This window comes from Streptomyces sp. NPDC088147 (assembly GCF_044741565.1).
Taxonomy (GTDB): domain Bacteria; phylum Actinomycetota; class Actinomycetes; order Streptomycetales; family Streptomycetaceae; genus Streptomyces.
In genome coordinates this window covers 358,500-379,261 of sequence record NZ_JBIUSY010000007.1, presented here as the reverse complement: position 1 = coordinate 379,261, position 20,762 = coordinate 358,500, and the positions used below count along the sequence as shown (strand labels likewise).

The 20,762-nt window shown below is 70.4% G+C and carries 20 protein-coding genes; 13 read left to right on the top strand and 7 right to left on the bottom strand.

Annotation, left to right across the window (positions count from 1 at the left end; all coding sequences use genetic code 11):
* The first annotated feature begins 142 nt into the window (after positions 1-142).
* The 6 genes from ACIOGX_RS25325 (at position 143) to ACIOGX_RS25300 (ending at position 5,512) form a co-directional block, all read left to right on the top strand.
* The gene (locus ACIOGX_RS25325) at positions 143-574 is read left to right on the top strand and encodes a hypothetical protein (RefSeq protein ID WP_129770766.1); all 432 of its coding nucleotides are present in this window, start codon (positions 143-145) and stop codon (positions 572-574) included.
* A gap of 122 nt (positions 575-696) precedes the next feature.
* Complete coding sequence (locus ACIOGX_RS25320) at positions 697-2,148, top strand: hypothetical protein (RefSeq protein WP_356515838.1); 1,452 nt, start codon at positions 697-699, stop codon at positions 2,146-2,148.
* Positions 2,149-2,164: 16 nt separating this feature from the next.
* Complete coding sequence (locus ACIOGX_RS25315) at positions 2,165-2,776, top strand: hypothetical protein (protein ID WP_401916428.1); 612 nt, start codon at positions 2,165-2,167, stop codon at positions 2,774-2,776.
* Between the two features lie 121 nt (positions 2,777-2,897).
* Positions 2,898-3,779 carry a histidine kinase gene (locus tag ACIOGX_RS25310; RefSeq protein WP_401916425.1) on the top strand — a complete coding sequence of 294 codons (882 nt, stop codon included), beginning with the start codon at positions 2,898-2,900 and terminating at the stop codon, positions 3,777-3,779.
* A gap of 210 nt (positions 3,780-3,989) precedes the next feature.
* Positions 3,990-4,277, top strand: a complete 288-nt coding sequence (locus ACIOGX_RS25305) for a hypothetical protein (RefSeq protein WP_129770762.1) — start codon at positions 3,990-3,992, stop codon at positions 4,275-4,277.
* A 53-nt stretch (positions 4,278-4,330) separates the two neighbouring features.
* Positions 4,331-5,512, top strand: a complete 1,182-nt coding sequence (locus ACIOGX_RS25300) for a glutathionylspermidine synthase family protein (RefSeq protein ID WP_356515842.1) — start codon at positions 4,331-4,333, stop codon at positions 5,510-5,512.
* An 87-nt stretch (positions 5,513-5,599) separates the two neighbouring features.
* On the opposite strand, the gene rocD is transcribed toward ACIOGX_RS25300, so the two are convergent.
* On the bottom strand, positions 5,600-6,805 hold the full coding sequence (gene rocD, locus ACIOGX_RS25295) for an ornithine--oxo-acid transaminase (RefSeq protein ID WP_401916420.1): 1,206 nt from the start codon (positions 6,803-6,805) through the stop codon (positions 5,600-5,602).
* Positions 6,806-7,046: 241 nt separating this feature from the next.
* On the opposite strand from rocD, the gene trpS reads away from it, so the two are divergent.
* Positions 7,047-8,060 (top strand): tryptophan--tRNA ligase, encoded by a 1,014-nt coding sequence (gene trpS / locus ACIOGX_RS25290; protein ID WP_383965755.1) that lies wholly within the window; start codon positions 7,047-7,049, stop codon positions 8,058-8,060.
* A 277-nt stretch (positions 8,061-8,337) separates the two neighbouring features.
* Positions 8,338-8,958 carry a 2'-5' RNA ligase family protein gene (locus ACIOGX_RS25285; protein ID WP_401761374.1) on the top strand — a complete coding sequence of 207 codons (621 nt, stop codon included), beginning with the start codon at positions 8,338-8,340 and terminating at the stop codon, positions 8,956-8,958.
* A 41-nt stretch (positions 8,959-8,999) separates the two neighbouring features.
* Here ACIOGX_RS25285 and ACIOGX_RS25280 read toward each other — a convergent pair whose 3' ends face one another.
* The gene (locus tag ACIOGX_RS25280) at positions 9,000-9,755 is read right to left on the bottom strand and encodes a decaprenylphospho-beta-D-erythro-pentofuranosid-2-ulose 2-reductase (protein WP_356515848.1); all 756 of its coding nucleotides are present in this window, start codon (positions 9,753-9,755) and stop codon (positions 9,000-9,002) included.
* 77 nt (positions 9,756-9,832) lie between these two features.
* Positions 9,833-11,338 (bottom strand): FAD-binding protein, encoded by a 1,506-nt coding sequence (locus ACIOGX_RS25275; RefSeq protein WP_401916417.1) that lies wholly within the window; start codon positions 11,336-11,338, stop codon positions 9,833-9,835.
* A 90-nt stretch (positions 11,339-11,428) separates the two neighbouring features.
* Here ACIOGX_RS25275 and ACIOGX_RS25270 point away from each other — a divergent pair, with 90 nt between their 5' ends.
* The gene (locus ACIOGX_RS25270) at positions 11,429-12,490 is read left to right on the top strand and encodes a YihY/virulence factor BrkB family protein (protein WP_401916414.1); all 1,062 of its coding nucleotides are present in this window, start codon (positions 11,429-11,431) and stop codon (positions 12,488-12,490) included.
* On the opposite strand, the gene ACIOGX_RS25265 is transcribed toward ACIOGX_RS25270, so the two are convergent.
* Positions 12,438-13,676, bottom strand: a complete 1,239-nt coding sequence (locus ACIOGX_RS25265) for a D-alanyl-D-alanine carboxypeptidase family protein (protein ID WP_383966001.1) — start codon at positions 13,674-13,676, stop codon at positions 12,438-12,440. The two genes, ACIOGX_RS25270 and ACIOGX_RS25265, sit on opposite strands and share 53 nt — an antisense overlap.
* A gap of 265 nt (positions 13,677-13,941) precedes the next feature.
* Between ACIOGX_RS25265 and ACIOGX_RS25260 the strand changes: the two genes are divergently transcribed.
* The 3 genes from ACIOGX_RS25260 to ACIOGX_RS25250 all read left to right on the top strand — a co-directional run bounded on the left by ACIOGX_RS25260 (position 13,942) and on the right by ACIOGX_RS25250 (position 17,377).
* Positions 13,942-14,205: an SCO4848 family membrane protein gene (locus ACIOGX_RS25260; RefSeq protein WP_356515854.1), complete on the top strand. Its 264-nt coding sequence runs from the start codon at positions 13,942-13,944 to the stop codon at positions 14,203-14,205.
* Positions 14,206-14,236: 31 nt separating this feature from the next.
* Positions 14,237-15,610, top strand: a complete 1,374-nt coding sequence (locus ACIOGX_RS25255) for a metallophosphoesterase (protein ID WP_401916411.1) — start codon at positions 14,237-14,239, stop codon at positions 15,608-15,610.
* A gap of 213 nt (positions 15,611-15,823) precedes the next feature.
* Complete coding sequence (locus tag ACIOGX_RS25250; RefSeq protein ID WP_401916408.1) at positions 15,824-17,377, top strand: ABC transporter substrate-binding protein; 1,554 nt, start codon at positions 15,824-15,826, stop codon at positions 17,375-17,377.
* Between the two features lie 151 nt (positions 17,378-17,528).
* Here ACIOGX_RS25250 and ACIOGX_RS25245 read toward each other — a convergent pair whose 3' ends face one another.
* Positions 17,529-18,293 (bottom strand): TetR family transcriptional regulator, encoded by a 765-nt coding sequence (locus ACIOGX_RS25245; RefSeq protein ID WP_401916682.1) that lies wholly within the window; start codon positions 18,291-18,293, stop codon positions 17,529-17,531.
* 254 nt (positions 18,294-18,547) lie between these two features.
* Between ACIOGX_RS25245 and ACIOGX_RS25240 the strand changes: the two genes are divergently transcribed.
* Entirely contained in the window at positions 18,548-19,522 is a 975-nt protein-coding gene (locus ACIOGX_RS25240) for an SMP-30/gluconolactonase/LRE family protein (protein WP_401916405.1), read from the top strand.
* Between the two features lie 84 nt (positions 19,523-19,606).
* On the opposite strand, the gene ACIOGX_RS25235 is transcribed toward ACIOGX_RS25240, so the two are convergent.
* A complete protein-coding gene (locus tag ACIOGX_RS25235) occupies positions 19,607-19,813 on the bottom strand; it encodes a DUF397 domain-containing protein (RefSeq protein ID WP_401916402.1) in 207 nt (68 codons plus the stop codon).
* Positions 19,810-20,640, bottom strand: coding sequence for a Scr1 family TA system antitoxin-like transcriptional regulator (locus ACIOGX_RS25230; protein WP_401916400.1), 831 nt, complete (start codon positions 20,638-20,640; stop codon positions 19,810-19,812). Before ACIOGX_RS25230 ends, ACIOGX_RS25235 begins: the two co-directional genes overlap by 4 nt.
* Positions 20,641-20,762 lie beyond the last annotated feature (122 nt).

Sequence of the window (20,762 nt, the reverse complement as noted above, 5' to 3'; positions counted from 1 at the left end):
GCCGGACGGCGCCGTCACTCCCGTACCTCTCGTAACTCGCGTATCGGACGTGACAGTTCCCCGAAAGCGGCCCGCGAGGACCGGAGTTATACAATCCCACTGCGAAATCTTGATCGCGGCACCGCAAACCGGGGGGTTACGGATGGCATTCGAGCAGGGCTGGGCTCCGGCACAGGGCGGTACCGCCGCCTCCATGCAGCTCAACAGAGTCCCCGACGCGGACCGTCCCGCCGCACCGCTGCCGGGTCTCGGCGCCCCCAACCTCGCCTCGACGCCCGCCCAGAAGCGCGCGGCGGCGAACACCATCGAGACGGAACTCCAGCCGAACACCAAGAAGGCCGGCGACTGGGCCGATACCTCGATGACCTCCGCGGTCAGCGCCTTCTCCGGCTGGGCCACCGCCACCGGGCTGAAGACGGTGCAGACCACCTGGGAGAGCCAGGTGAAGACTCTCGTGGGACGGCTGAACACGGAGAAGGGCGCCCTGCGGTCGACGGTGACCATCCTCACCCAGACCGATGTCGACCGCCGCGGCACCATCAGCGGCATCCCGTCGAACTTCGAGAAGTACTGATTGACGTTCTGATGTACCGACGTACCGTCACGCCGTGCCCCGACGCCCGGACTCCTGACGTCCGGACTCCTGAGGCCCGGACCGCGTGACGCGTCCGCGTCGTCTCACGGGGGAAATCCAGCATGCTGACGTATCACGATGTCATGACCACCGACTTCGGTGGGCTGAGCACGGCCGCCGACAAGTGGCAGGAGATGGCCGACGAGTTCCACAAGGTCGAGAAGCGCTACCGCGACAGCGTGCAGAAGATCACGATGGACGGCACCTGGCTCGGCGACAGCTCCGTCCGGGCGGAGACCAACTTCGCCGCGACCCGCTACGAGTACCAGGCCGCGCAGACCCAGGCGAAGGCGACCGCGACCCTGCTGCGCAACGCGCACCAGCAGTTCACCGAGCTGAAGAAACAGCTGGAGAACGCCCGCGCGGACGCGGTCAAGGCCGGTATGAAGGTCTCGGAACAGGGCAACGTCGCGTTCGACTACGCGTCGCTCACCGAGGCCGAGCGCGCGGCGACCCGGCACGACCCCGACTACGCCACGAGCATCCGGGCGAGCGAGCAGTCCTGGGCGGAGTACATCAAGGGGTGCGTCAAGGCGGTCGACGACGCCGACGCGGACCTGAAGAAGGACCTGGAGGCCGTGGTCAAGGACGGCCAGGGCAACAAGAACGACGCGACGGCCGGTACCGGCTTCAACGGCGACGCCGGCAAGGTGGCGGCGTCCGACGACCAGCAGAAGCAGGACCGCCTCGACCTCGCGTGGCTCGAGAAGCGCGACAACGAGACCCTCGACGACTACATCAAGCGCCTCCAGCGCGACGGCATGACCCGTCTCACCGGCAATCCCGAGCTGGCGAAGCTGGTGTCGCAGGTGTCGAACGGCGCGATCACGGTGGGCGCGTTCACCGGTGCCCTCACCGCGGCCGGCCTGTACTCGTACAAGCTGGTCAAGGTGTTGAAGGGGGACATACCCAACGCCCCGGGCACCTTCCTCAGCCGCATGGTCAACACCCGGCTCGCGGGCGCGGCTCCCGGCAGTCTGCTCACCCGTGTCCCGCCCGGCATGATCACGGCCCTGACCGGATCGGACGAGGCCGCCATGTTCGGCGGCTTCATGCGCAACGGCGCCTACTTCATGCCGACCGCCTCCGAGGCCAACCTGGCCCGGGTGGCCTCGCAGGGCGGCCTGGCGAACGCCGCGAAGGCGGCCGGCTGGATGCGCGGGGCGGGCGTGGTGGGCGGTGTCGCGTCGACGGCGTACGGCGTCGCGAACCTCGCGACGTACGACACCGACATGATCAAGGCCGACCCGTCGAAGTTCGCGACCGACCTCACCGGGACCGCGTTCAGCGCCTCGATGACGGCTCTGACCGTCGCGCCCAACCCGGTGACGCTCGGCCTGGCCGTCGGCACCGGCGCGGCCTACGCGGGCGCCCTGATCTGGGACAACCACGAGGCCATCGGCAAGGGAATCGAGAAGGCCGGGGACTGGGTCGGCGACAAGGCGTCCGACATCGGGGACGGTATCGCCGGCGGGGCGAAGAAGCTCGGCAGCGCCCTCAACCCGTTCGACTGAAGGAGACCGAAGACCGATGCATACCGCCACCGCCCCGATCACGCTGGAGTTCTGGAAGGAGGGCCGCACGCACGAGCGGCGCGCGGGCTACCGGGGCTCCTCCCCGGAGTTCGGCGAGATCGTGCTGACCTGCCCGCTGCCCAGGAAGACGACCCCGGGCAGCGTGGTCTCGGAGGTGCGCGGCACGCTCATCCCCACCGCGACGTTCGAGACCCGCGGCATCCACACCGAGGCGGCGGACCTGCCGACGCTCAACCGGTCCACCCTCAGGGTCGGCGACGCGATGGTGTACCTGCGGCGCAACCGGTTCGGGCTCACGCACAAGGCCCGTGCCCTGCACTTCCGTTACGGCGGGGACCACTACCGGCTGTGGGCGGTCAACCGGAAGCAGTACGTCCTGCGCCGGGAGGCCGACAACGAGGACCCGGGCGTCTCCCTCACGGCCAAGCAGTCCGGCATCGGCGCGAGCAAGAAGCTGGTGGTGCGGGTGACGGGCCGGGCCGTCGCCGCGGACATCGCGATCGTCTCGCTCTTCGCCGGTGTGGACCGGGCCCCGCTGACCAGGGGCGGTGCCGTACGGGCCTCCTTCGCGCGGTCCACCCGGCTCTTCGCGGAGAGCCAGTCCTGAGCGTGTTCCGGCCGGCACACGGCACCTGACGACCCATCCGCCCTTCCCGCCCTGTCCGCCCTGTCCGCCCTTCTCGCCCTGACCGACCACCGGCGCCCAGTAGTGAAGCGAGTGTTCCGCCATGCCTTCGTACGACATCACCCGGCCCCGTTTCCGGCTGAGCGACGAGCACGTCATCGTCCTCACCGAACTGGCGACCGACCGGCCCGTGCCCGACGAGTACACCGCGGCCAGGGACGAACTGCGGCGGTGCGGCCTGCTCGGCCAGGATGGTGAGCTGTCCGTTCTGCTGCTGCCCGTGCTGAAGACGCTCGTCAACCCCGTCGTGGTCGTCTCACTGGAGGCCACGGGCCGTCAGGGCACCCTGAACCACGGGCTGATCATCGGGGAGGACCATGTGGTCGCCCACCAGTCCTGGCCCGGGGAGCGCGAGGCCGAGTACACGACGGTCGAGCCGAAAACGCTGGTCTGGGCGATGGCGGGCATGGTGAACCTCCAGCAGTCCGCCGCCGTGCGCGACGCGGGGCTCGCCGTCGTCGAGACCACCGTCGCGACGCTCGAAGCGGGGGTCGGGAGCGTGGCGGACGTCCCCGCCGCCGCGTCCGGCAGCGCGGAACGGGACCACATCCGCGCCGCCCTGGAATCGGCCGCCGCCGCCCTGGAGCCGTCCGGCACGATGGAGCCGTCCGGAACCCTGGACGAGCCCGCGCTCACGCTCCTCGCCGACATGATCGGTGAGCTGCGGTCCAGCTGGCGCATGACCGCGGCCTGGCGGGGCCGCGACGGCGGCCAGGACGGCGTGGCGGTCCGTGGCTTCGGCGTCTGGGACTGCGGCCCGCTGGGCTACTGGCACCGTGAACTGCCCGCGGAACCGGTCGCCCCGGGGCAGGTCGGCCCCGACAGCGCGGTACGGCTGGTGCGGACGGACGCGAAGCGGGTCTGGGAGATGATCACGGATCTGCTGCCCGAGGAGGGCGAGATCCGGCGCGTCGCGGGACGGTAGCGGCCCCGGGCGGAGTTCGGCATCGAGCAGAGGCCGGCCCCCAGCCCCGGACAGAGGCCGGCCCCGGACAGAGGCCGACGCCAGACAGAGGTCGGCCCCGGGCAGCGGCCGGTCCCGGGCAGCGGCCAGGAAAGACCGCCCGGCCGCCTTTACGGCAGGGCGGTGGGGCCGCCTATGGTGGTTGACAACAACGGGGGAAGGGGCGGGCACATGGCCGCTACGCGTCAACGGAGGCTGAGGTCGAGCACAGTCGTGCTCGGGAGCATGGGGGTCCTCGCCGTCACGATCACCTCCTGCGGTTCGGACCCGGACAAACGGTGCGCCGACCGGACGACCCGGCAGACCCTGCCCAGCTCCGAATGCAAGAGCGGCGGCAGCGGCTCGTACTACTACGGCGGCAAGAGCAGCAAGGGCAAGGTCGACGGCGGCAGCTTCGACAAGTCGGCCGTCGACCGGGGCGGTTTCGGCTGCTCCTCCTCCGGCTCCGGCGGCGGCTGAGTGATGCCCCGGACCGACAGAGTGATGCCCCGGACCGGCAGAGTGCTCCGCTGATGAAACGTCACACCATGGAGCCCCGTCCCGACTGGCAGCGGATCGTCGAGGAGCAGGGCGTCATCTACCCGCTCACCCGCTACCCGGACGACTCGCTGCGGCCGTACTGGGACGAGAGCGCCTACTACTCCTTCACGCTGCCCGAGGTCGAGGCACTCGAAGAGGTCGTCGAAGAGCTGCACGCGCTGTGTCTGGGCGCCGCCGCGCATATCGTCGAGCACGACCGCTTCGCCGACCTCGGCATCACCGACCCCCGGCTCGCCGCCCTGATCGCCGAGTCCTGGCGGCGCCGCGCCGAACTGCCCTCCATCTACGGACGGTTCGACCTGCACTACGACGGCACGGGCCCGGCCAAGATGCTGGAGTACAACGCCGACACCCCCACCTCACTGGTCGAGGCCGCGAGCGCCCAGTGGTTCTGGATGGAGGACCGGTTCCCCCACGCCGACCAGTGGAACTCCCTGCACGAACGCCTGGTCGCCGCCTGGAAACGGCAGTCCGGCCTCCTGCCGCCCGGCCCGGTGCACTTCGCGCACTCCGACGGCGACGAACTGGGCGAGGACCTGATGACGGTCGCGTATCTGCGCGAGACCGCCCAGCAGGCGGGCCTGGACACGGAGGCGCTCTCCGTCGAACAGATCGGCTGGGACCGGTTGTCGGGCCGCTTCGTCGACGACCGGCTGCGCTTCATCCGCAGCTGCTTCAAGCTCTACCCCTGGGAGTGGCTGACCACCGACCGCTTCGGCCCGCATGTCCAGGACACCCTGGACAACGGCGGCGGTACGGGCACCACCTGCTGGATCGAACCCGCCTGGAAGATGCTCCTCTCCAACAAGGCACTCCTGGCGATCCTCTGGGAACTCCACCCCGGCCACCCCAACCTGCTGCCCTCCCACCTCGACGGCCCCCGCGAACTGGCCGCGTCCCGCGGCTATGTGGCCAAGCCGCTCCTCGGCAGGGAAGGCGCCGGAGTCACCGTCCACGAGCCGGGGGCGCCCCCGGTGCTACGGGACGAGCCGTGCTGCTACCAGGAGCTGGCGCCGCTGCCCGACTTCGACGGCAACCGCGTGGTGCTCGGCGCGTGGGTCGTCGAGGACGAGGCGGCGGGCCTCGGCATCCGTGAGTCCGCGGGCCTGATCACCGACGAGTACGCCCGCTTCCTGCCGCACGTGATCCTCTAGGGCACGTGATCCTCTCGGGCGTGTTGCGAAAGTAGCGTCGTCCGCCCGGGGGACGCCCCCGGGCGGACACCACATACCGGACAGGACCTACTCGGCCAGCACCGCCCTGAGCTGGTCCAGCCCCCAGTCCAGGTCCTCCTTGCTGATCACCAGCGGCGGGGCGAGCCGGATCGTGGAGCCGTGCGTGTCCTTCACCAGCACGCCGCGGTCCATCAGCCGCTCCGAGATCTCCCGGCCCGTTCCGTGCGAGGGCACGATGTCCAGCCCCGCCCACAGACCCCGGCCACGTACCGTCTCCACGGCGCCACCGCCCGCCAGCACGCCCAGTTCATGGTGGAGATGGTCGCCCAGCTCCGCCGCGCGCTGCTGGAACTCGCCCGTCCGCAGCATCGCGATGACCTCCAGCGCCACCGCGCAGGCGAGCGGATTGCCGCCGAAGGTCGAGCCGTGCTCGCCGGGGCGGTACACGCCGAGGATCCCGGCCGAGGACACCACCGCCGACACCGGCACCACCCCGCCGCCCAGCGCCTTGCCCAGGACGTACATGTCGGGCACCACGCCCTCGTGCTCACAGGCGAAGGTCTTCCCCGTCCGGCCCAGACCCGACTGGATCTCGTCCGCGATGAAGAGCACGTTCCGCTGCCGGGTCAGCTCCCGCACCCCGGCGAGATAGCCCGCCGGCGGCATCAGCACCCCGGCCTCGCCCTGGATCGGCTCCAGCAGCACGGCCACGGTGTTCTCGGTCATCGCCGCGTCCATCGCGGTGAGGTCCCCGAACGGAACGATCTCGAAGCCGGGCGTGTACGGGCCGAAGTCCGCCCGCGCCTCCGCGTCCGTCGAGAAGCTGACGATCGTGGTCGTACGGCCGTGGAAGTTGTTGGCCGCGACGATGATCTTCGCCATGCCGTCCGGCACGCCCTTGACCTGGTAGCCCCACTTCCTGGCGGTCTTCACGGCGGTCTCCACCGCCTCCGCGCCGGTGTTCATGGGCAGCACCATCTCCATGCCGCACAGCTCGGCCAGCCGCGTACAGAAGTCGGCGAACCGGTCGTGGTGGAACGCCCGGGAGGTGAGCGTCACCCTCTCCAGCTGCGCCTTCGCGGCGTCGATGAGCCTCCTGTTGGCATGGCCGAAGTTGAGCGCCGAGTACCCGGCGAGCATGTCGAGGTAGCGCCGCCCCTCGACATCGGTCATCCACGCGCCGTCCGCGGAGGCGACCACGATGGGCAGCGGGTGGTAGTTGTGCGCACTGTGCGCCTCCGCCGAGGCGATGGCACTCTCCGTTGTCGACACGGGTTTCTCCGATCGGTCAGGACCAGCTGTGCGGGACAAGCCGTGCGGGCTGCGCGGGACAAGCTGTGCGGTACGGGCGGGGTGCAGCCCCACTTTCTATCGTCGCTCGCGGCGAGGACGAGGAAACCTTGCCCGGCCGTGTCTCCGTCCCGTCCCCGGTCCGTATCCGCTCCGTATCCGTTCCGGCTCCCCTCCCGTCTCCGTTCCCGACCTGTCGGTCATACCTGAGAGAATGGTGAGCATGGCCTCTGATCGTCCCCGCGCGCTCTCCGGAATCCAGCCCACCGCAGGCTCGTTCCATCTCGGGAACTACCTCGGTGCGGTGCGCCAGTACGTCGCGCTGCAAGAAACCCACGACGCCTTCTACATGGTCGTGGACCTGCACGCGATCACTGTTCCCCAGGACCCCGCCGAGCTGCGCGCCAATACCCGTCTCGCCGCGGCGCAGCTGCTCGCCGCCGGTCTCGACCCGCGGCGGTGCACGCTCTTCATCCAGAGTCATGTGCCCGAGCACGCCCAGCTCGCCTGGGTCATGAACTGCATCACCGGCTTCGGCGAGGCCTCCCGGATGACGCAGTTCAAGGACAAGTCCGCGAAGCAGGGCGCGGACCGCGCCACGGTCGGTCTCTTCACGTACCCGATCCTCCAGGTCGCCGACATCCTGCTGTACCAGGCGAACGCGGTCCCGGTCGGTGAGGACCAGCGGCAGCACGTCGAGCTGACCCGCGATCTCGCCGAGCGCTTCAACAGCCGCTTCGGCCAGACGTTCACGGTCCCGGCGCCGCACATCGTCAAGGAGGTCGCGAAGATCTACGACCTCCAGGAGCCGGCGGCCAAGATGAGCAAGTCGGCGTCCACGCCCAAGGGCCTGATCAATCTGCTCGACGAGCCGAAGGCCACCGCGAAGAAGATCAAGAGCGCGGTCACCGACACCGGCACGGAGATCCGGTTCGACACCGCGGACAAGCCGGGGGTGAGCAACCTCCTCACGATCTACTCCACGCTCACGGGCACCACCGTCGCGGAGCTGGAGGACAAATACACTGGTAAGGGCTACGGTGCGCTGAAGACGGACCTGGCGGACGCGATGGTCGAGTTCGTCACCCCGTTCAGGTCACGCACCCAGGAATATCTGGACGATCCGGAGACGCTGGACTCGATCCTGGCCGAGGGCGCGGAGAAGGCCCGTGCGGTCGCGGCCGAGACCCTGGCGCAGACCTACGACAGAGTCGGCTTCCTCCCCGCCAAGCACTGACGGCGCGGGCCACGCACCGACGGAGTACGGGCCGCGCACCGACGGAGTACTGGCGCGGTACGGAGGAGTACCGGCGGCGCACCGGCGCGGAAGTGGCGCCGGGCGCCGTCGCGGAGCGAAGACACCGGAGGTCAGTGGGGTGCACCGGTACGGAAGACCGCCGCGCCGGACGGCTCGGGCCGCCGCTGGCGGGCCGGGCGGTGCGACCGTCACACTGGCGGGCGGCGGCGAAGACGCAGACCATCGACACATGGACCACGGGACTGAGGAGATCGATGTGGGGACCGTAACGCTCGGCGTTTCGATCGCGGTCCCGGAGCCGTACGGGAGCCTGATCCAGGACCGGCGTGCGGGCTTCGGTGACCCCGCCGCACACGGCATTCCCACGCATGTCACGCTGCTGCCGCCCACCGAGGTCGACGCGTCGGCGCTGCCCGCGATCGAGGCGCATCTCGCCGCGGTCGCGTCGGCCGGCAGGCCGTTCCCGATGCGGCTGTCCGGCACCGGTACGTTCCGCCCGCTCTCGCCCGTGGTCTTCATCCAGGTGGTCGAGGGCGCGTCGGCCTGCACCTGGCTTCAGAAGCGGGTCAGGGACTCGTCGGGACCGCTCGTACGCGAGCTCCAGTTCCCGTACCACCCCCATGTGACGGTGGCGCACGGTATCGCCGAGGAGGCGATGGACCGGGCCTACGAGGAGCTGTCCGAGTACGGCGCGGCCTGGAGCTGCACGTCCTTCGCGCTGTACGAGCAGGGCGCGGACGCCGTATGGCGCAAGCTGCACGAGTACGCGTTCGGCGGTGGCGGAGAGGTCTCGGGGGTGCCCTCGCAGAGCACCCCCGTCGACACACCCCCGGCGGGCGGCCAGCCTCCCTGCGCGGAGTCACGGCTCCTGCGCTGAGTCCCGGCTCCGGAGTCCTTACTCCGCTGACCCCCCCTGCCTCAGCCCGGCAGCCTGCGGAACAGCGGGCGCGGCAGATGACGCACCGCCGCCATCACCACCCGTAGCGCCCCCGGCACCCAGACGGTCTCCGAGCGCCGCCGCAGCCCCAGCTCGATGGCCGCCGCCACCGCCTCCGGTGTGGTGGCCAGCGCCGTCTCCGGCCGGCCGGTCGTCACCCTCGACCGTACGAATCCGGGCCGTACGACCATGACCTGCACCCCCGTGCCGTACATGGCGTCCCCGAGCCCCTGCGCGAACGCGTCCAGGCCCGCCTTGCTCGACCCGTAGATGAAGTCCGCGCGGCGGGCCCGCTCGCCGGCCACGGACGACAGCACCACCAGCGAACCGTGCCCCTGCGTCTGCATCGCGCCCGCGCACACCAGACCCGCCGAGACCGCGCCGGTGTAGTTGGTCTGCGCCACCCGGACCGCCGCGAGCGGCTCCGCCTCGTCGTTCGCCTGGTCGCCGAGGACTCCGAAGGCGAGCAGCACCATATCGATGTCGCCCTCCGCGAAGACCTTGCCGAGGATCTCCTCGTGTGAGCCCGGGTCCAGGGCGTCGAAGGCGACGGTACGGACGTCCGCGCCCAGGGCCCGCAGCCGGGCGGCGGCGGTGTCCAGGTCGGCGGAGGGGCGGCCGGCCAGCCAGACCGTACGGGTCCGGCGGGCGATCAGCCGGCGCGCGGTGGCGAGCCCGATCTCCGACGTACCGCCGAGGATGAGCAGGGACTGCGGGGTGCCGAAGGCGTCCTTCATCGTGAATCGCTCCTCAGGGGGCAGCAGGGCAGACAAGGGAAGTGGGGGGGAAGGGGGAGAGGCGGGCCGGAGAGGGCCTAGAGCGACAGCCGGCGTGACAGGTCCGAGGTGAAGACCGCGCGCGGATCCAGCTCGGCGCGCAGCGCGCGGAACTCGTCCAGCCGCGGATACATCGCGGCCAGCAGGTCCGGCCGCAGCCGGGCGTCCTTCGCGAGACAGACCCGGCCCCCGGCCGCCGCGACGTCCTGGTCCAGCTCGTCCAGGAACGGGCCGAGCCCGGTCAGCCCCGCGGGCAGGTCCAGGGCCAGCGCCCACCCGGCCATCGGGAACGACAGCCACCCCGGATCCGCCTCTCCGAAACGTCTGAGCTCGGCGTGGAAGGACGGGCAGCCCCGGCGCGCCATCCGCTCCACGATCCGCCGCAGGGCCTCCTCCTGCCCGTGCCCGATGACGAACTGGTACCGGACGAAGCCGTCGCGCCCGTAGATCCGGTTCCGGTGCGGCACGCGGTCCAGCGGATGGAAGAACGCCGCGAGCCGCCGCAGCTCCCCGGTCCTGCGCGGCGGCGCCGCGCGGTAGCCGAGCGCGTTGACGAGCCCGGCCGCGGTCCGTCCGAGCAGCCCCGGCGGTACGGGCAGCCCCGGCGGTACGAGCGCGGGCGCGGCCGTGAGATCTCCCGGCCGGAAGGGGAGCGGGCGCCGAGCCAGTGGGCGCCGCCGGGCGCGCGCGGGGAGGGCGTCCAGCGGCGCGTGCTCCCCGCGGATCAGCACCGCGCGCCCCAGAGCCGCCCCCCGGGCCAGCAGATCGATCCGGGCGACCGCGTACCGGTGGCGAGGGCGGGAGGTGGCGAGCCGGGCGAGCAGATCGTCCAGATCCCCGGCCCGTTCGGTGTCGACGGACATCAGGGAGGTCGCCACGCGGTGCAGCCGTACGGTCGCCGAGAGGATCACGCCCGTCAGGCCGAGCCCGCCCGTCGTCGCGTCGAAGAGCGGGGTGCCGCGGGGGACCGTACGCACTTCACCGTCGGCGGTCAGCAGCTCCACCGACAGCACATGGCGGGCGAAGGAACCGGCCACGGGGTGGTTCATGCCGTGGATGTCGGCGGCGATGGCCCCGCCGACCGTCACATAGCGCGTCCCGGGCATCACCGGCACGAACCATCCCAGCGGCAGCAGCACCTCGACCAGCCGGTGCAGACTCACGCCCGCGCCGCACACGACGACGCCCGTGTCCGCGTCGATGGCGTGGATCCCGTCCAGCGCGGTCGTGTCGAGGATCGCGCCGCCCGCGTTCCGTGCCGCGTCGCCATGGGCCCGGCCGAGGCCGCGGGCGATGGCGCCACGGCTTCCGGTCGCGCGTACGGCGGCGACCGCCTCCTCGTACGAACGGGGGCGGACCAGCAGGGCGGTCGTCGGGGCGGTACGGCCCCAGCCGGTGAGGGAGACGAACGGGTCGACGTCGTCGTCCACGAGGGCGGCGTCAAGGGCGGAGGCCTCAAGAGCGGCGGAGTCAAGAGCGGCGTCAAGGGCGGAGGCGTCAAGACCGGTGGCGGCGTCGGTGTCGAGGGTGGTGTCGGCAGACATGGTGGTGACCGTATCGCCCCCTACAGCATTCTTTGCGGCCTTTGTCGTGCCGCTCGCGCTTGTTTTCCGATCAGCGGGTACACGTCATTCATGGACTGGCTGAAGAAACTGCCCCTTGTCGGCCCGTTCGTGGCCAGGCTGATGCGAACGCACGCCTGGCGTTCCTACGAGACGCTCGACCGCGTCCACTGGACCAGGCTGGCCGCCGCCATCACCTTCATCAGCTTCATCGCGCTCTTCCCGCTGATCACCGTCGGCGCCGCGATCGGCGCCGCGCTGCTCAGCCGGAGTCAGCTCGACAAGGTGCAGGACACCATCGCCGAGCAGGTCCCCGGCATCTCCCAACAGCTGGACATCAACGGACTGGTGGCCAACGCGGGCACGGTCGGGGTGGTGGCCGGCGCGCTGCTGCTCCTCACCGGGATCGGCTGGGTCGGCTCCATGCGGGAGTGCCTGCGCGCCGTCTGGGAACTGGACGAAGCGGAAGAGGGAAATCCGTTCCTGCTCAAGGGCAAGGACGCGGTGGCGCTCCTCGGTCTGGGAGCGGTCGGGCTGGCCTCACTGGGCGCCTCGGGCTTCGGCTCCACCGCCGTCGGCTGGACCGCCGACCGGCTGGGCATCCCCGGGAACGGCGCGGGCGGGGTGCTGCTCCAGACCGCCGCCCTCGTCGTGGCGGTCCTCGCCGACTTCCTCCTGCTGCTGTACGTACTGACGCTGCTGCCGCGCGTCCACCCGCCGCGCCGCCGCCTCATCGTCGCCGCGCTCATCGGCGCCGTCGGCTTCGAACTGCTCAAGCTGCTGCTCGGCGGCTATATGAGCGGCGTGGCGGCGAAGAGCATGTACGGCGCGTTCGGGGTGCCGGTGGCGCTGCTGCTGTGGATCAACTTCACGGCGAAGCTGCTGCTGTTCTGCGCCGCCTGGACGGCGACGCGCAGCAAGAAGGACCTGGCGGACGAGGGGGACACCGGACAGGACACCGGGCCGGGGGCCGCCCCGGGGGCCGACGCGGAATCCGGCCCGCAGTCCGGCCCGCAGTCCGGCCCGCAGTCCGGCCCGGAGACCGAGCAGCGGCGGGGCGACGGCAACCGCGCGGGCGGGTCTACTCGCGCGGACGGCGCCGGACCAGGTCGGGCAGCGGCCAGCGCCGGTTGACGAGGAACACCGCGCCTCCCAGCACGACCAGCACCCCGCCCGCGACCGCGAGAGCCGTTCCGACACCGCCCGTGCCCTCGCCGTTCGCGGCCGCGAACTTGGCGGGCTCGGTGGCCTTACCGGCCCCGGCCGAGTCCGCTCCCACGGCGGTGGGGTTCGGCGAGGCCTTCGTACGGGCGGACTTGGGCGGCACCAGCTCACCGACCGGCTTCACCTTCCCGGCAGCCGAGAAGCCCCAGTCCAGCAGCCGCGCCGTCTCCTGGTAGACCGCCTGGCCCTCCGTGGAGGACGGGTTCATGACCGTGACGAGCAGCACCCGGCCGTTGCGCTCCGCGACCCCGGTGAAGGTCGCGCCCGCGTGGGTGGTGTTGCCGTTCTTCACTCCGGCGATGCCCTTGTACGTGGTGACGCCGGGGGCGCCGGTCAGCAGCCGGTTGGTGTTCTGGATCTCGAACGAGTCGCGCTTCGGGTCCCCGTTCTTGTCCTTCTCGGCCTTCTCGCCCTCCTTCGGCTTCTGCACGTCGCCGGGGAACTTGGCCGACACCGTCGAGCAGTACTCCCGGAAGTCCTTCTTCTGGAGTCCGGAGCGGGCGATCAGCGTGAGGTCGTACGCGCTGGAGACCTGGTTCTTCTCGTCGTAGCCGTCGGGCGTCACGACATGCGTGTCCAGCGCCTGGAGCTCTTCGGCGTGCTTCTGCATGTCCTTGACGGTCTTGGGGATCCCGCCGTTCATCTTGGAGAGCACGTGGACGGCGTCGTTGCCGGAGCGCAGGAAGACCCCCAGCCACAGATCGTGGACGGAGTAGGTGAGGTTCTCCTTGACGCCGACCAGGCTGCTGCCCGCGCCCACCTCCGCGAGGTCGGTGGGCGCCACCTTGTACACCTCGTTCTTGGACAGCTTGGGCAGCACCGTGTCCGCGAAGAGCATCTTGAGGGTGGACGCCGGCGGCAGCCGCCAGTGGGCGTTGTGCGAGGCCAGCACCGCACCCGACTCGGCGTCCGCGACGATCCAGGACCGGCCGCTCAGCTGCTTGGGCAGGACCGGCGCGCCGGCCCCGAGGTTGACCTGCGTACCCGCCCGGCCGAGCTTGGCACCGCCGACCGTGGACATGGAGACGGGCGGCTTCGGCCCGTTGGTGTCGGGCCCGTCGATCTTGCCGTCGGCCGACGCGGGCACGGCGGTCATCACGGGAAGCACTGCGGCGGCGGCGACCGTCAACACGGTCTTTTTCAGAGCGGACACGATCGAAAACGTACATGGCGTGGACACCGACGCCGACCCGGGTGGGCTGATCGGCCCCGTACGCGGCGCGTACAGCCCCACTGGCTCTACCGCGTACGACCGTACCGCGTTCCGATCCGGCCGCCTGCCCTCCGGACCCGGATTCACCGGCCCCGGATTCACCGGACCCGGCTGCCGTTGTGCGGACGGCGCCGGTGATACTGAAGTCATGAAGCTCAACCGCCCCGTGTCCTGGTTCCTGCTCGCCTTCGGGGTGTGGAGCTGGTTCATCTGGATCACTTTCGTCAAGAACCTGTGGCAGGACGGCAGTGGACTCGCGTTTGACGACGCCGGTGATCCGACGGGGTACTTCTGGGTGCACCTGACGCTCGCCATCGTGTCCTTTCTTCTGGGGACGGCCGTTGGCGTCATCGGGTTCCGGTCGGTGCGCGCGCTCCGGCGCGAGCAGAGCGAACAGCACCTGACGCCGTGAACAACTGGGACAAAGGGATAGGGGCCTGTTCGTGGTCGTCGTGACCGTTCTGGCGGCGCTCGCCGCCATATCGCTGGTGGCAGCGGCGCACTGGTACCTGTGGCGGCGCCTGGTGCGCGACACGACCAGCCCCGGCGGCCTCGCCCGCAGGCTGGGCACCGTCGCCGTGATCGTGCTGCCGTTACTGTCGGTCGGCGCCGTGGCCTCTGGGCGCTCGGGGATGCCCTTCTGGGCGCAGCAGACGCTGGCCTGGCCGGGCTTCCTGTGGCTGGCGGCGCTGCTCTACCTGCTGCTGGCGCTGCTGGTGGGCGAGGCCGTACGGCCGCTGCTGCGGCGGCTGCTGGAGCGCCGGGACGCGTCGGGCGTCGCGGACGCGCCGGCCGGGGCCGAGGCCCCGGCGGGGGCTGAGGTCCCGGCGGAGGCCGTCGCGCGTACGCCGGTGGGTACGGGGTCGGGCACGGGCCCTGGTGCTCGTCCTGATGCGGACATATCCGACGGACGTCCGGACCTGCCGGAACCGTCCGCTCCGGCCACCTCACCCGCTTCCGCTCCCGCCCCTGCCGTCGCTCCCGGCCCCGGGCCCTCCCGCCGCCTGTTCGTCTCGCGTGTCGTCGGCGGCGCTGCCGCCACCGCCGCGCTCGCCACCGTCGGATACGGCACGTACGGCGTCCTGCGCGGCCCCCGCGTCAAGCGCGTCACCGTCCCGCTCGCCAAGCTGGCGCGCGGCGCCCATGGCTTCCGTATCGCCGTGGTCAGCGACATCCACCTCGGACCGATCCTGGGCCGCGCTCACACCCAGCGCATCGTGGACACCATCAACTCCACCCAGCCCGATCTGATCGCCGTCGTCGGTGACCTGGTGGATGGCAGCGTCGAGGACCTGGGTCCGGCGGCCGAGCCCCTCGCGGGTCTCAAGGCCCGGCACGGTTCCTTCTTCGTGACCGGGAACCACGAGTACTTCTCGGGCGCCGACGCCTGGGTCGACCACGTCCGTGAACTGGGCCTCCGGCCCCTGGAGAACGAGCGCGTGGAGATCCCCGGCTTCGACCTCGCCGGGGTCAACGATGTCGCGGGCGAGAGCGAGGGCGCGGGCCCCGACTTCGCGAAGGCGCTCGACGACCGCGACCGGACCAGAGCGTCCGTACTCCTCGCCCACCAGCCCGTCGTCATCGACGACGCCGTGCGCTACGGCGTCGACCTCCAGCTCTCGGGACACACCCACGGCGGTCAGCTGTGGCCGGGCAATCTCCTCGCGGGCCTGGCCAATCCGACCGTGGCCGGCCTGGAGCGGTACGGCGACACCCAGCTGTACGTATCGCGCGGCGCGGGCGCCTGGGGCCCGCCGGTCCGGGTCGGCGCCCCCTCCGACATCACGCTCGTGGAGCTGGCCTCGCGGCAGGCGTAGGGGCCTGTCCGGCAGACCTTCGCCGGGACCTTCGCCGGGACGTGCGCCGGGACGTGCGCCGGGACCTTCGCCGGGCAGGGTCCAGACCCTGTCCGGCACGGTTAACACGACCGTTTCCTGTATGTCCCGGCATTCCTCTTCCGCCCATGAACCCCTTGTGGTTGGGTGAGCGCCATCACGGTCAGGGGTGGGCGTGATAGAGGGGCACAGCACATGCGGCCGATCCGTCTGCGGATACTCATCACATCTCTTGTGCTGGTGGTCGCGGGGGTGGGCGGCTGGCAGCTGCTCCCGTCCCGCGACGCCGACCAGAAAGCGATCACCGTCGGTACGACCGACGTGGTCACCTCGCTCGATCCGGCCGGTGCGTACGACGCCGGATCCTGGGCGTTGTTCGGGAACATCTACCAGTCATTGCTGACGTTCAAACCCAGTTCGGTCACACCGGTTCCGGACGCCGCCCGCACCTGCGGCTTCATCGGCGGCGAACTGCGCACCTACCGCTGCGAGTTGCGGGACGATCTCCATTTCTCCAACGGCAACAGCATCACGGCGGAAGACGTCAAGTACTCCTTCGACCGCGTGCTCGCCATCAAGGCGGACGTCGGCCCGCAGTCGCTCTTCGCCACGCTCAAGTCGGTCGAGGCGGACGGCCTGACCGTCACCTTCCGGCTCGCCTCGCGCGACGCGACGTTCCCGCTGAAGGTCGCCACCGGGGCCGGTTCGATCGTCGACCACACCCGCTACCCGGCGAACGGGCTGCGCACGGGCCCGGAGACCGACGGATCGGGGCCGTACGTCCTCAAGACGTACACCCCCGGCTCCACGGCGCGTCTGGAGCCCAATCCGCGGTACCGGGGCGCGATCGGCGAGGTCGGCGGGCCCGTGGACATCAGCTACTTCAAGAAGTCCGCCGACCTGGCCGCCGCCTGGAAGGCCCGTACGGTCGATGTCACCCACCGCCAGCTGCCGCCGTCGCTGATCGCCGGACTGGACGCGAGCAAGGACGACATCCGGATGAACGAGGCCGACAGCGCCGAGATCCGGAATCTCGTCTTCAATGTGCGCAAGGGGTCGGCGATGGCCGACACGGCGGTACGCCAGGCGGTCGCCGCGATCGTCGACCGGTCCAAGATCGCCTTCAATGTCTACGCCTCGACGGTCGATCCGCTCTACTCGCCCATCCCGCAGGGCATCACCTCGCACACCACACCGTTCTTCGACACCTATCCGGAGCCGGATCCGGAGCGGGCCGCGGAACTGCTGGCGGACGCGGGCGTGGAGACCCCGGTGACGTTCACGCTCGCGCACGCGGAGGGCGGTTCGGCCGCGCCGGAGGCGGCGGAGCTGCGCAAGCAGCTGGAGGCCACCGGACTGTTCAAGGTGAAGATCGTCGAGCGGGAATGGACGGCGTTCCAGAAGGGCTACAGCAGCGGTCAGTTCGACGCGTACACCGTCGGCTGGCTGCCGGACTTCCCGGATCCGGACAACTTCGTCCAGCCCCTGGTCGGCCGGGACTCCACGCTGCACACGGGGTACGCGAGCGACCGCGTCGACCGGCTGATCGAGTCCACCCAGCAGTACGGCGAACGCGCCCGTGCCTCGCAGGACTTCAGGTCCATCCAGAAGGTGGTGGCCGAGGACGTGCCGCTGCTGCCGCTGTGGCAGAAGAAGGACTACGTGCTGAGCAGTGACGATGTCACGGGGGCGCAGTATCTGTCGGACGGGACCGGGATCTGGCGGCTGTGGCAGCTGGGCCGGCTCTGAGGGCGGTGCCGGTGGGTGGTGCCTGTGGGGACGGTACCTGTGGACGGTGCTTGTGGGCTGACGGCGGGCTGTTCGGGCCGGCGGTGGCCTGATGGCGGGCGCGGTTCAGAAGGCGGCCGGCTCGGCGGGGCCGGTTCGGGGCCGGGCCGGGTCAGCTCTCGCCGTCCGGCCTCCGCGAGGCGCGGGTCGCGGCCACCTCCGCCATCCCCGGCAGGAAGTCCGCGAACAGCTCGTGCACTTCCCGTACGAGCGGTCGCAGCACCCGGAACCGCGAGAGGGCGATGCCCCTGCTGGTCAGCCGGGAGCCGCGCTCCGCGAGCCGGCGCGACCGCTCGCTGCTGTCGGAGCGGTCGAACACCCAGTACAGGACCAGCCCCATCTGAGCGAGCCACATCAACTCCGGCAGCAGGTCGGCCAGTTCGTCAGGAACCTTCGCCTTGGAACCGGCCAGTACCTCGCGGTGGACGGCGATGGCCGCGTCCCGCGCGTGCTCCGATTCGGGGGAGAAGGGGCTCAGCGGGCTCTCGGGGTCGGCGGCGTTCTTGAAGAACTGGGCGGCGAACTCGTGGTACGGCGCGGCGACATCGATCCAGACGGTCAGCACGCCGGCCATGCGCGCCTCCAGGTCGGTCTCCCGGTCGAGCACGGCCCGCGCCGCCAGCCGGTGTTCGGCGCCGATCCGGTCGTAGAAGCCCTGGACCAGGTGTTCCTTGGACGAGAAGTAGTAGTACGCGTTCCCGACGGAGACCCCGGCCTCCGCGGCGATGGCCCGCATGGTCGTCTTGTCGAAACCGCGCTCCTGGAAGAGCCGGAGCGCGGTTTCGAGGATGAGCGTGCGGGTCTGCTCGCTCTTGGGGACCGGGGCCTTGGGCGCCTTCGGCGCCGTTGGTGCCGTTGGTGCCTTGGAGCGCCGCACTGCGCCCGCGTCCTTCGGGTCCCGCTGGTCTTTCTCGTCCTTCACGTCCCTCTGGTCCTTCACACCGACCGAGCCTAATGCGAAGAAGCGGGTGCTTCGCACACTCCTTCGCAGGGCGCCGCGAAGACGGGAGCCGACGGCCGAGGGCCGTAACCGGCCTTGCCTGCGGGCCTGTTCCGGCCAATGCCCCCGTGTGGCCGGAGCGTGTGATGGGGTGCGAGGGACGCATCCCATTCCTCGGAAGGACGTTCGTCATGCGACATTCCTTCGCACGCCGGAGTTTGTTCGGAGCCGCGGCGGCCATCGGCGGCGCGGCGCTCCTGGCCCCGCTCGGCGGCACGGCAGCCGCCATGGAAACCACCGGAAGGCGCTGGCCCGCCGGCTTCCCCCTGCCCGCCGGCTTCCGGCCCGAGGGGATCGCCATCGGCTCGGAGCCGTACGCCTACATCGGATCGATCGCGCGCGGCGACGTGTACCGCGCGAGTCTCGCGACGGGCAGCGGCCGGGTCGTCGTCCAGGGGCTGGGCCCCGACCATCCCGTCATCGGGCTCAAGACCGACGGTCGGGGCCGGCTGTTCCTGTGCGGCGGGGTGAGCGGCGAGATCCGGATCGCCGATCTCCGTACGGGCGGGATCACCAAGACCTTCACCGTGGGCACGGACGCCACGATGGTCAACGACGTCATCCTGACCCCCGACGCCGCCTGGTTCACCGACTCGTACGAGCCGCAGCTCTACAAACTCCCGCTCGGCCGGCACGGTGAGCCGGCGGACCGGATCGTGACCGTCCCGCTGTCCGGCGACTGGGTCCAGGGGACGGCCATCACCGCCAACGGCATCACCACGACCCCGGACGGCCGTGCGCTGCTGGTGGTCAACAGCTTCGCCAACGGCGGCGGTCTGATGCGGGTCGACCCCCGCACGGGAGTGGCGCGCGCCGTGGACCTCGGCCCGACCCGGCTCCCGAACGGCGACGGCCTGCTCCTCCTCGGCCACACGCTCTACGCCGTTCAGCAGCGGCAGAACGCCATCGATGTGCTGAGGATCAACGACGCGGGTACGAAGGGCACGGCGATCACCCGGCTCACCGACCCCGACAACTTCCGGGTCCCGACGACCGCGGCCGTCTACGGGGACCGCATCTATCTGCCCAACGCCCGCTTCGACGTGGTGGAGCCGACGCCGGAGACGGACTACGACGTGGTCTCGGTGGCACGCGTACGGACTTGAGCGGCGCGGGCCTGAGGGGTACGGGCCCGAGAGGCACGCGACGGCCGCCGGACGGGCAGAGGGGGAGCCGGTTCGGCGGCCGGGTCAGACGGTGGCGGCCTTGGCGAAGGCGACGAAGGCGGTCCACGAGGTGGGGGATGCGATGAGGATGGGGCCGGTGGGGTTCTTGGAGTCGCGGATGGGGACGGTGTCGGCGATGCCGTCGGCCACCTCGATGCACTCGCCGCCGTTGCTGCCGCTATAGCTGGACTTCCGCCACGCCTGTTCCGGTACGCGGATCGGCTCGGTCATGAATAGCATTCCTTCAAGATGGAGCCGATCTTAGAAGCCGACTCGTCTGGCGGCAGAGCTGTTGCCTTAAGCAGATCATAGGCATCGGAGGCCGTAGCCACATCGTCTGGATCGGCCAGAACGTAGCCCTTTGGGAAGCCGTCCACATGCACCACGTCCGAGCCTTCGCTGAAGGACAAAAGACCGAACGGAGAACCCGATCCGGGATACGCCGCGATGGTCTTGGGGATGATCTGGATGACATGGCGCGGTGTCTCCGCCAGAGTCCGCAGCTGTTCGAGCTGTTCTCTCATGACGCGCTTCCCGCCGGTAGCGCGCCGGAGAACGCCCTCGTCCAGAATGATCCACAGCCTGGTCGGATTCTCACGTGCGAGGATGCGCTGCCGCTCCATGCGAGCAGTCACCAGGTCATCTAGGTTGCTTGGGCGTCCGGTTCGTAGCACAGCTCGCGCGTACTCCTCGGTCTGTACGAGCCCAGGCACCAGCTGGGGGTGAAACATGGAGATCGCGGTGGCCGTCCACTCCAGTTCGACATACCTGCGGAACCACGGTGGGAAAGCCCACCGCAGGGCAAGCGGCCAGAGCCGCGCAAAGCGTCCGTTGGAGTGGGGGAACATCCGGTCGCACGCCTCGGCGAAGTCCAGCGGTGGTACCCGCTTCCCGGCTTCGATCTTTGCCACGAGCGAGTAGCTACAGCACGCCGCGTTGCCCAACTCCGCGCGTGAGATGTCCAGTCGCTCACGCTCCAGTCGTACCTCGGCTCCGAAGTGAGCGAGGGGCGAGACAGCGGGGTCGGTTGTTTCCGTGGTCTCGTTTTCGACAGTCACTCAAACCCCCGAATGGTCATTGGACACCTTCCAGAGTCCAAGTCGCCTACCTGTTGGGCGCGCTCGGCTGCGCCGAAGCTTGAGCACACAAAGCAAGCGCGCGATAACGGAAGGTACATCTC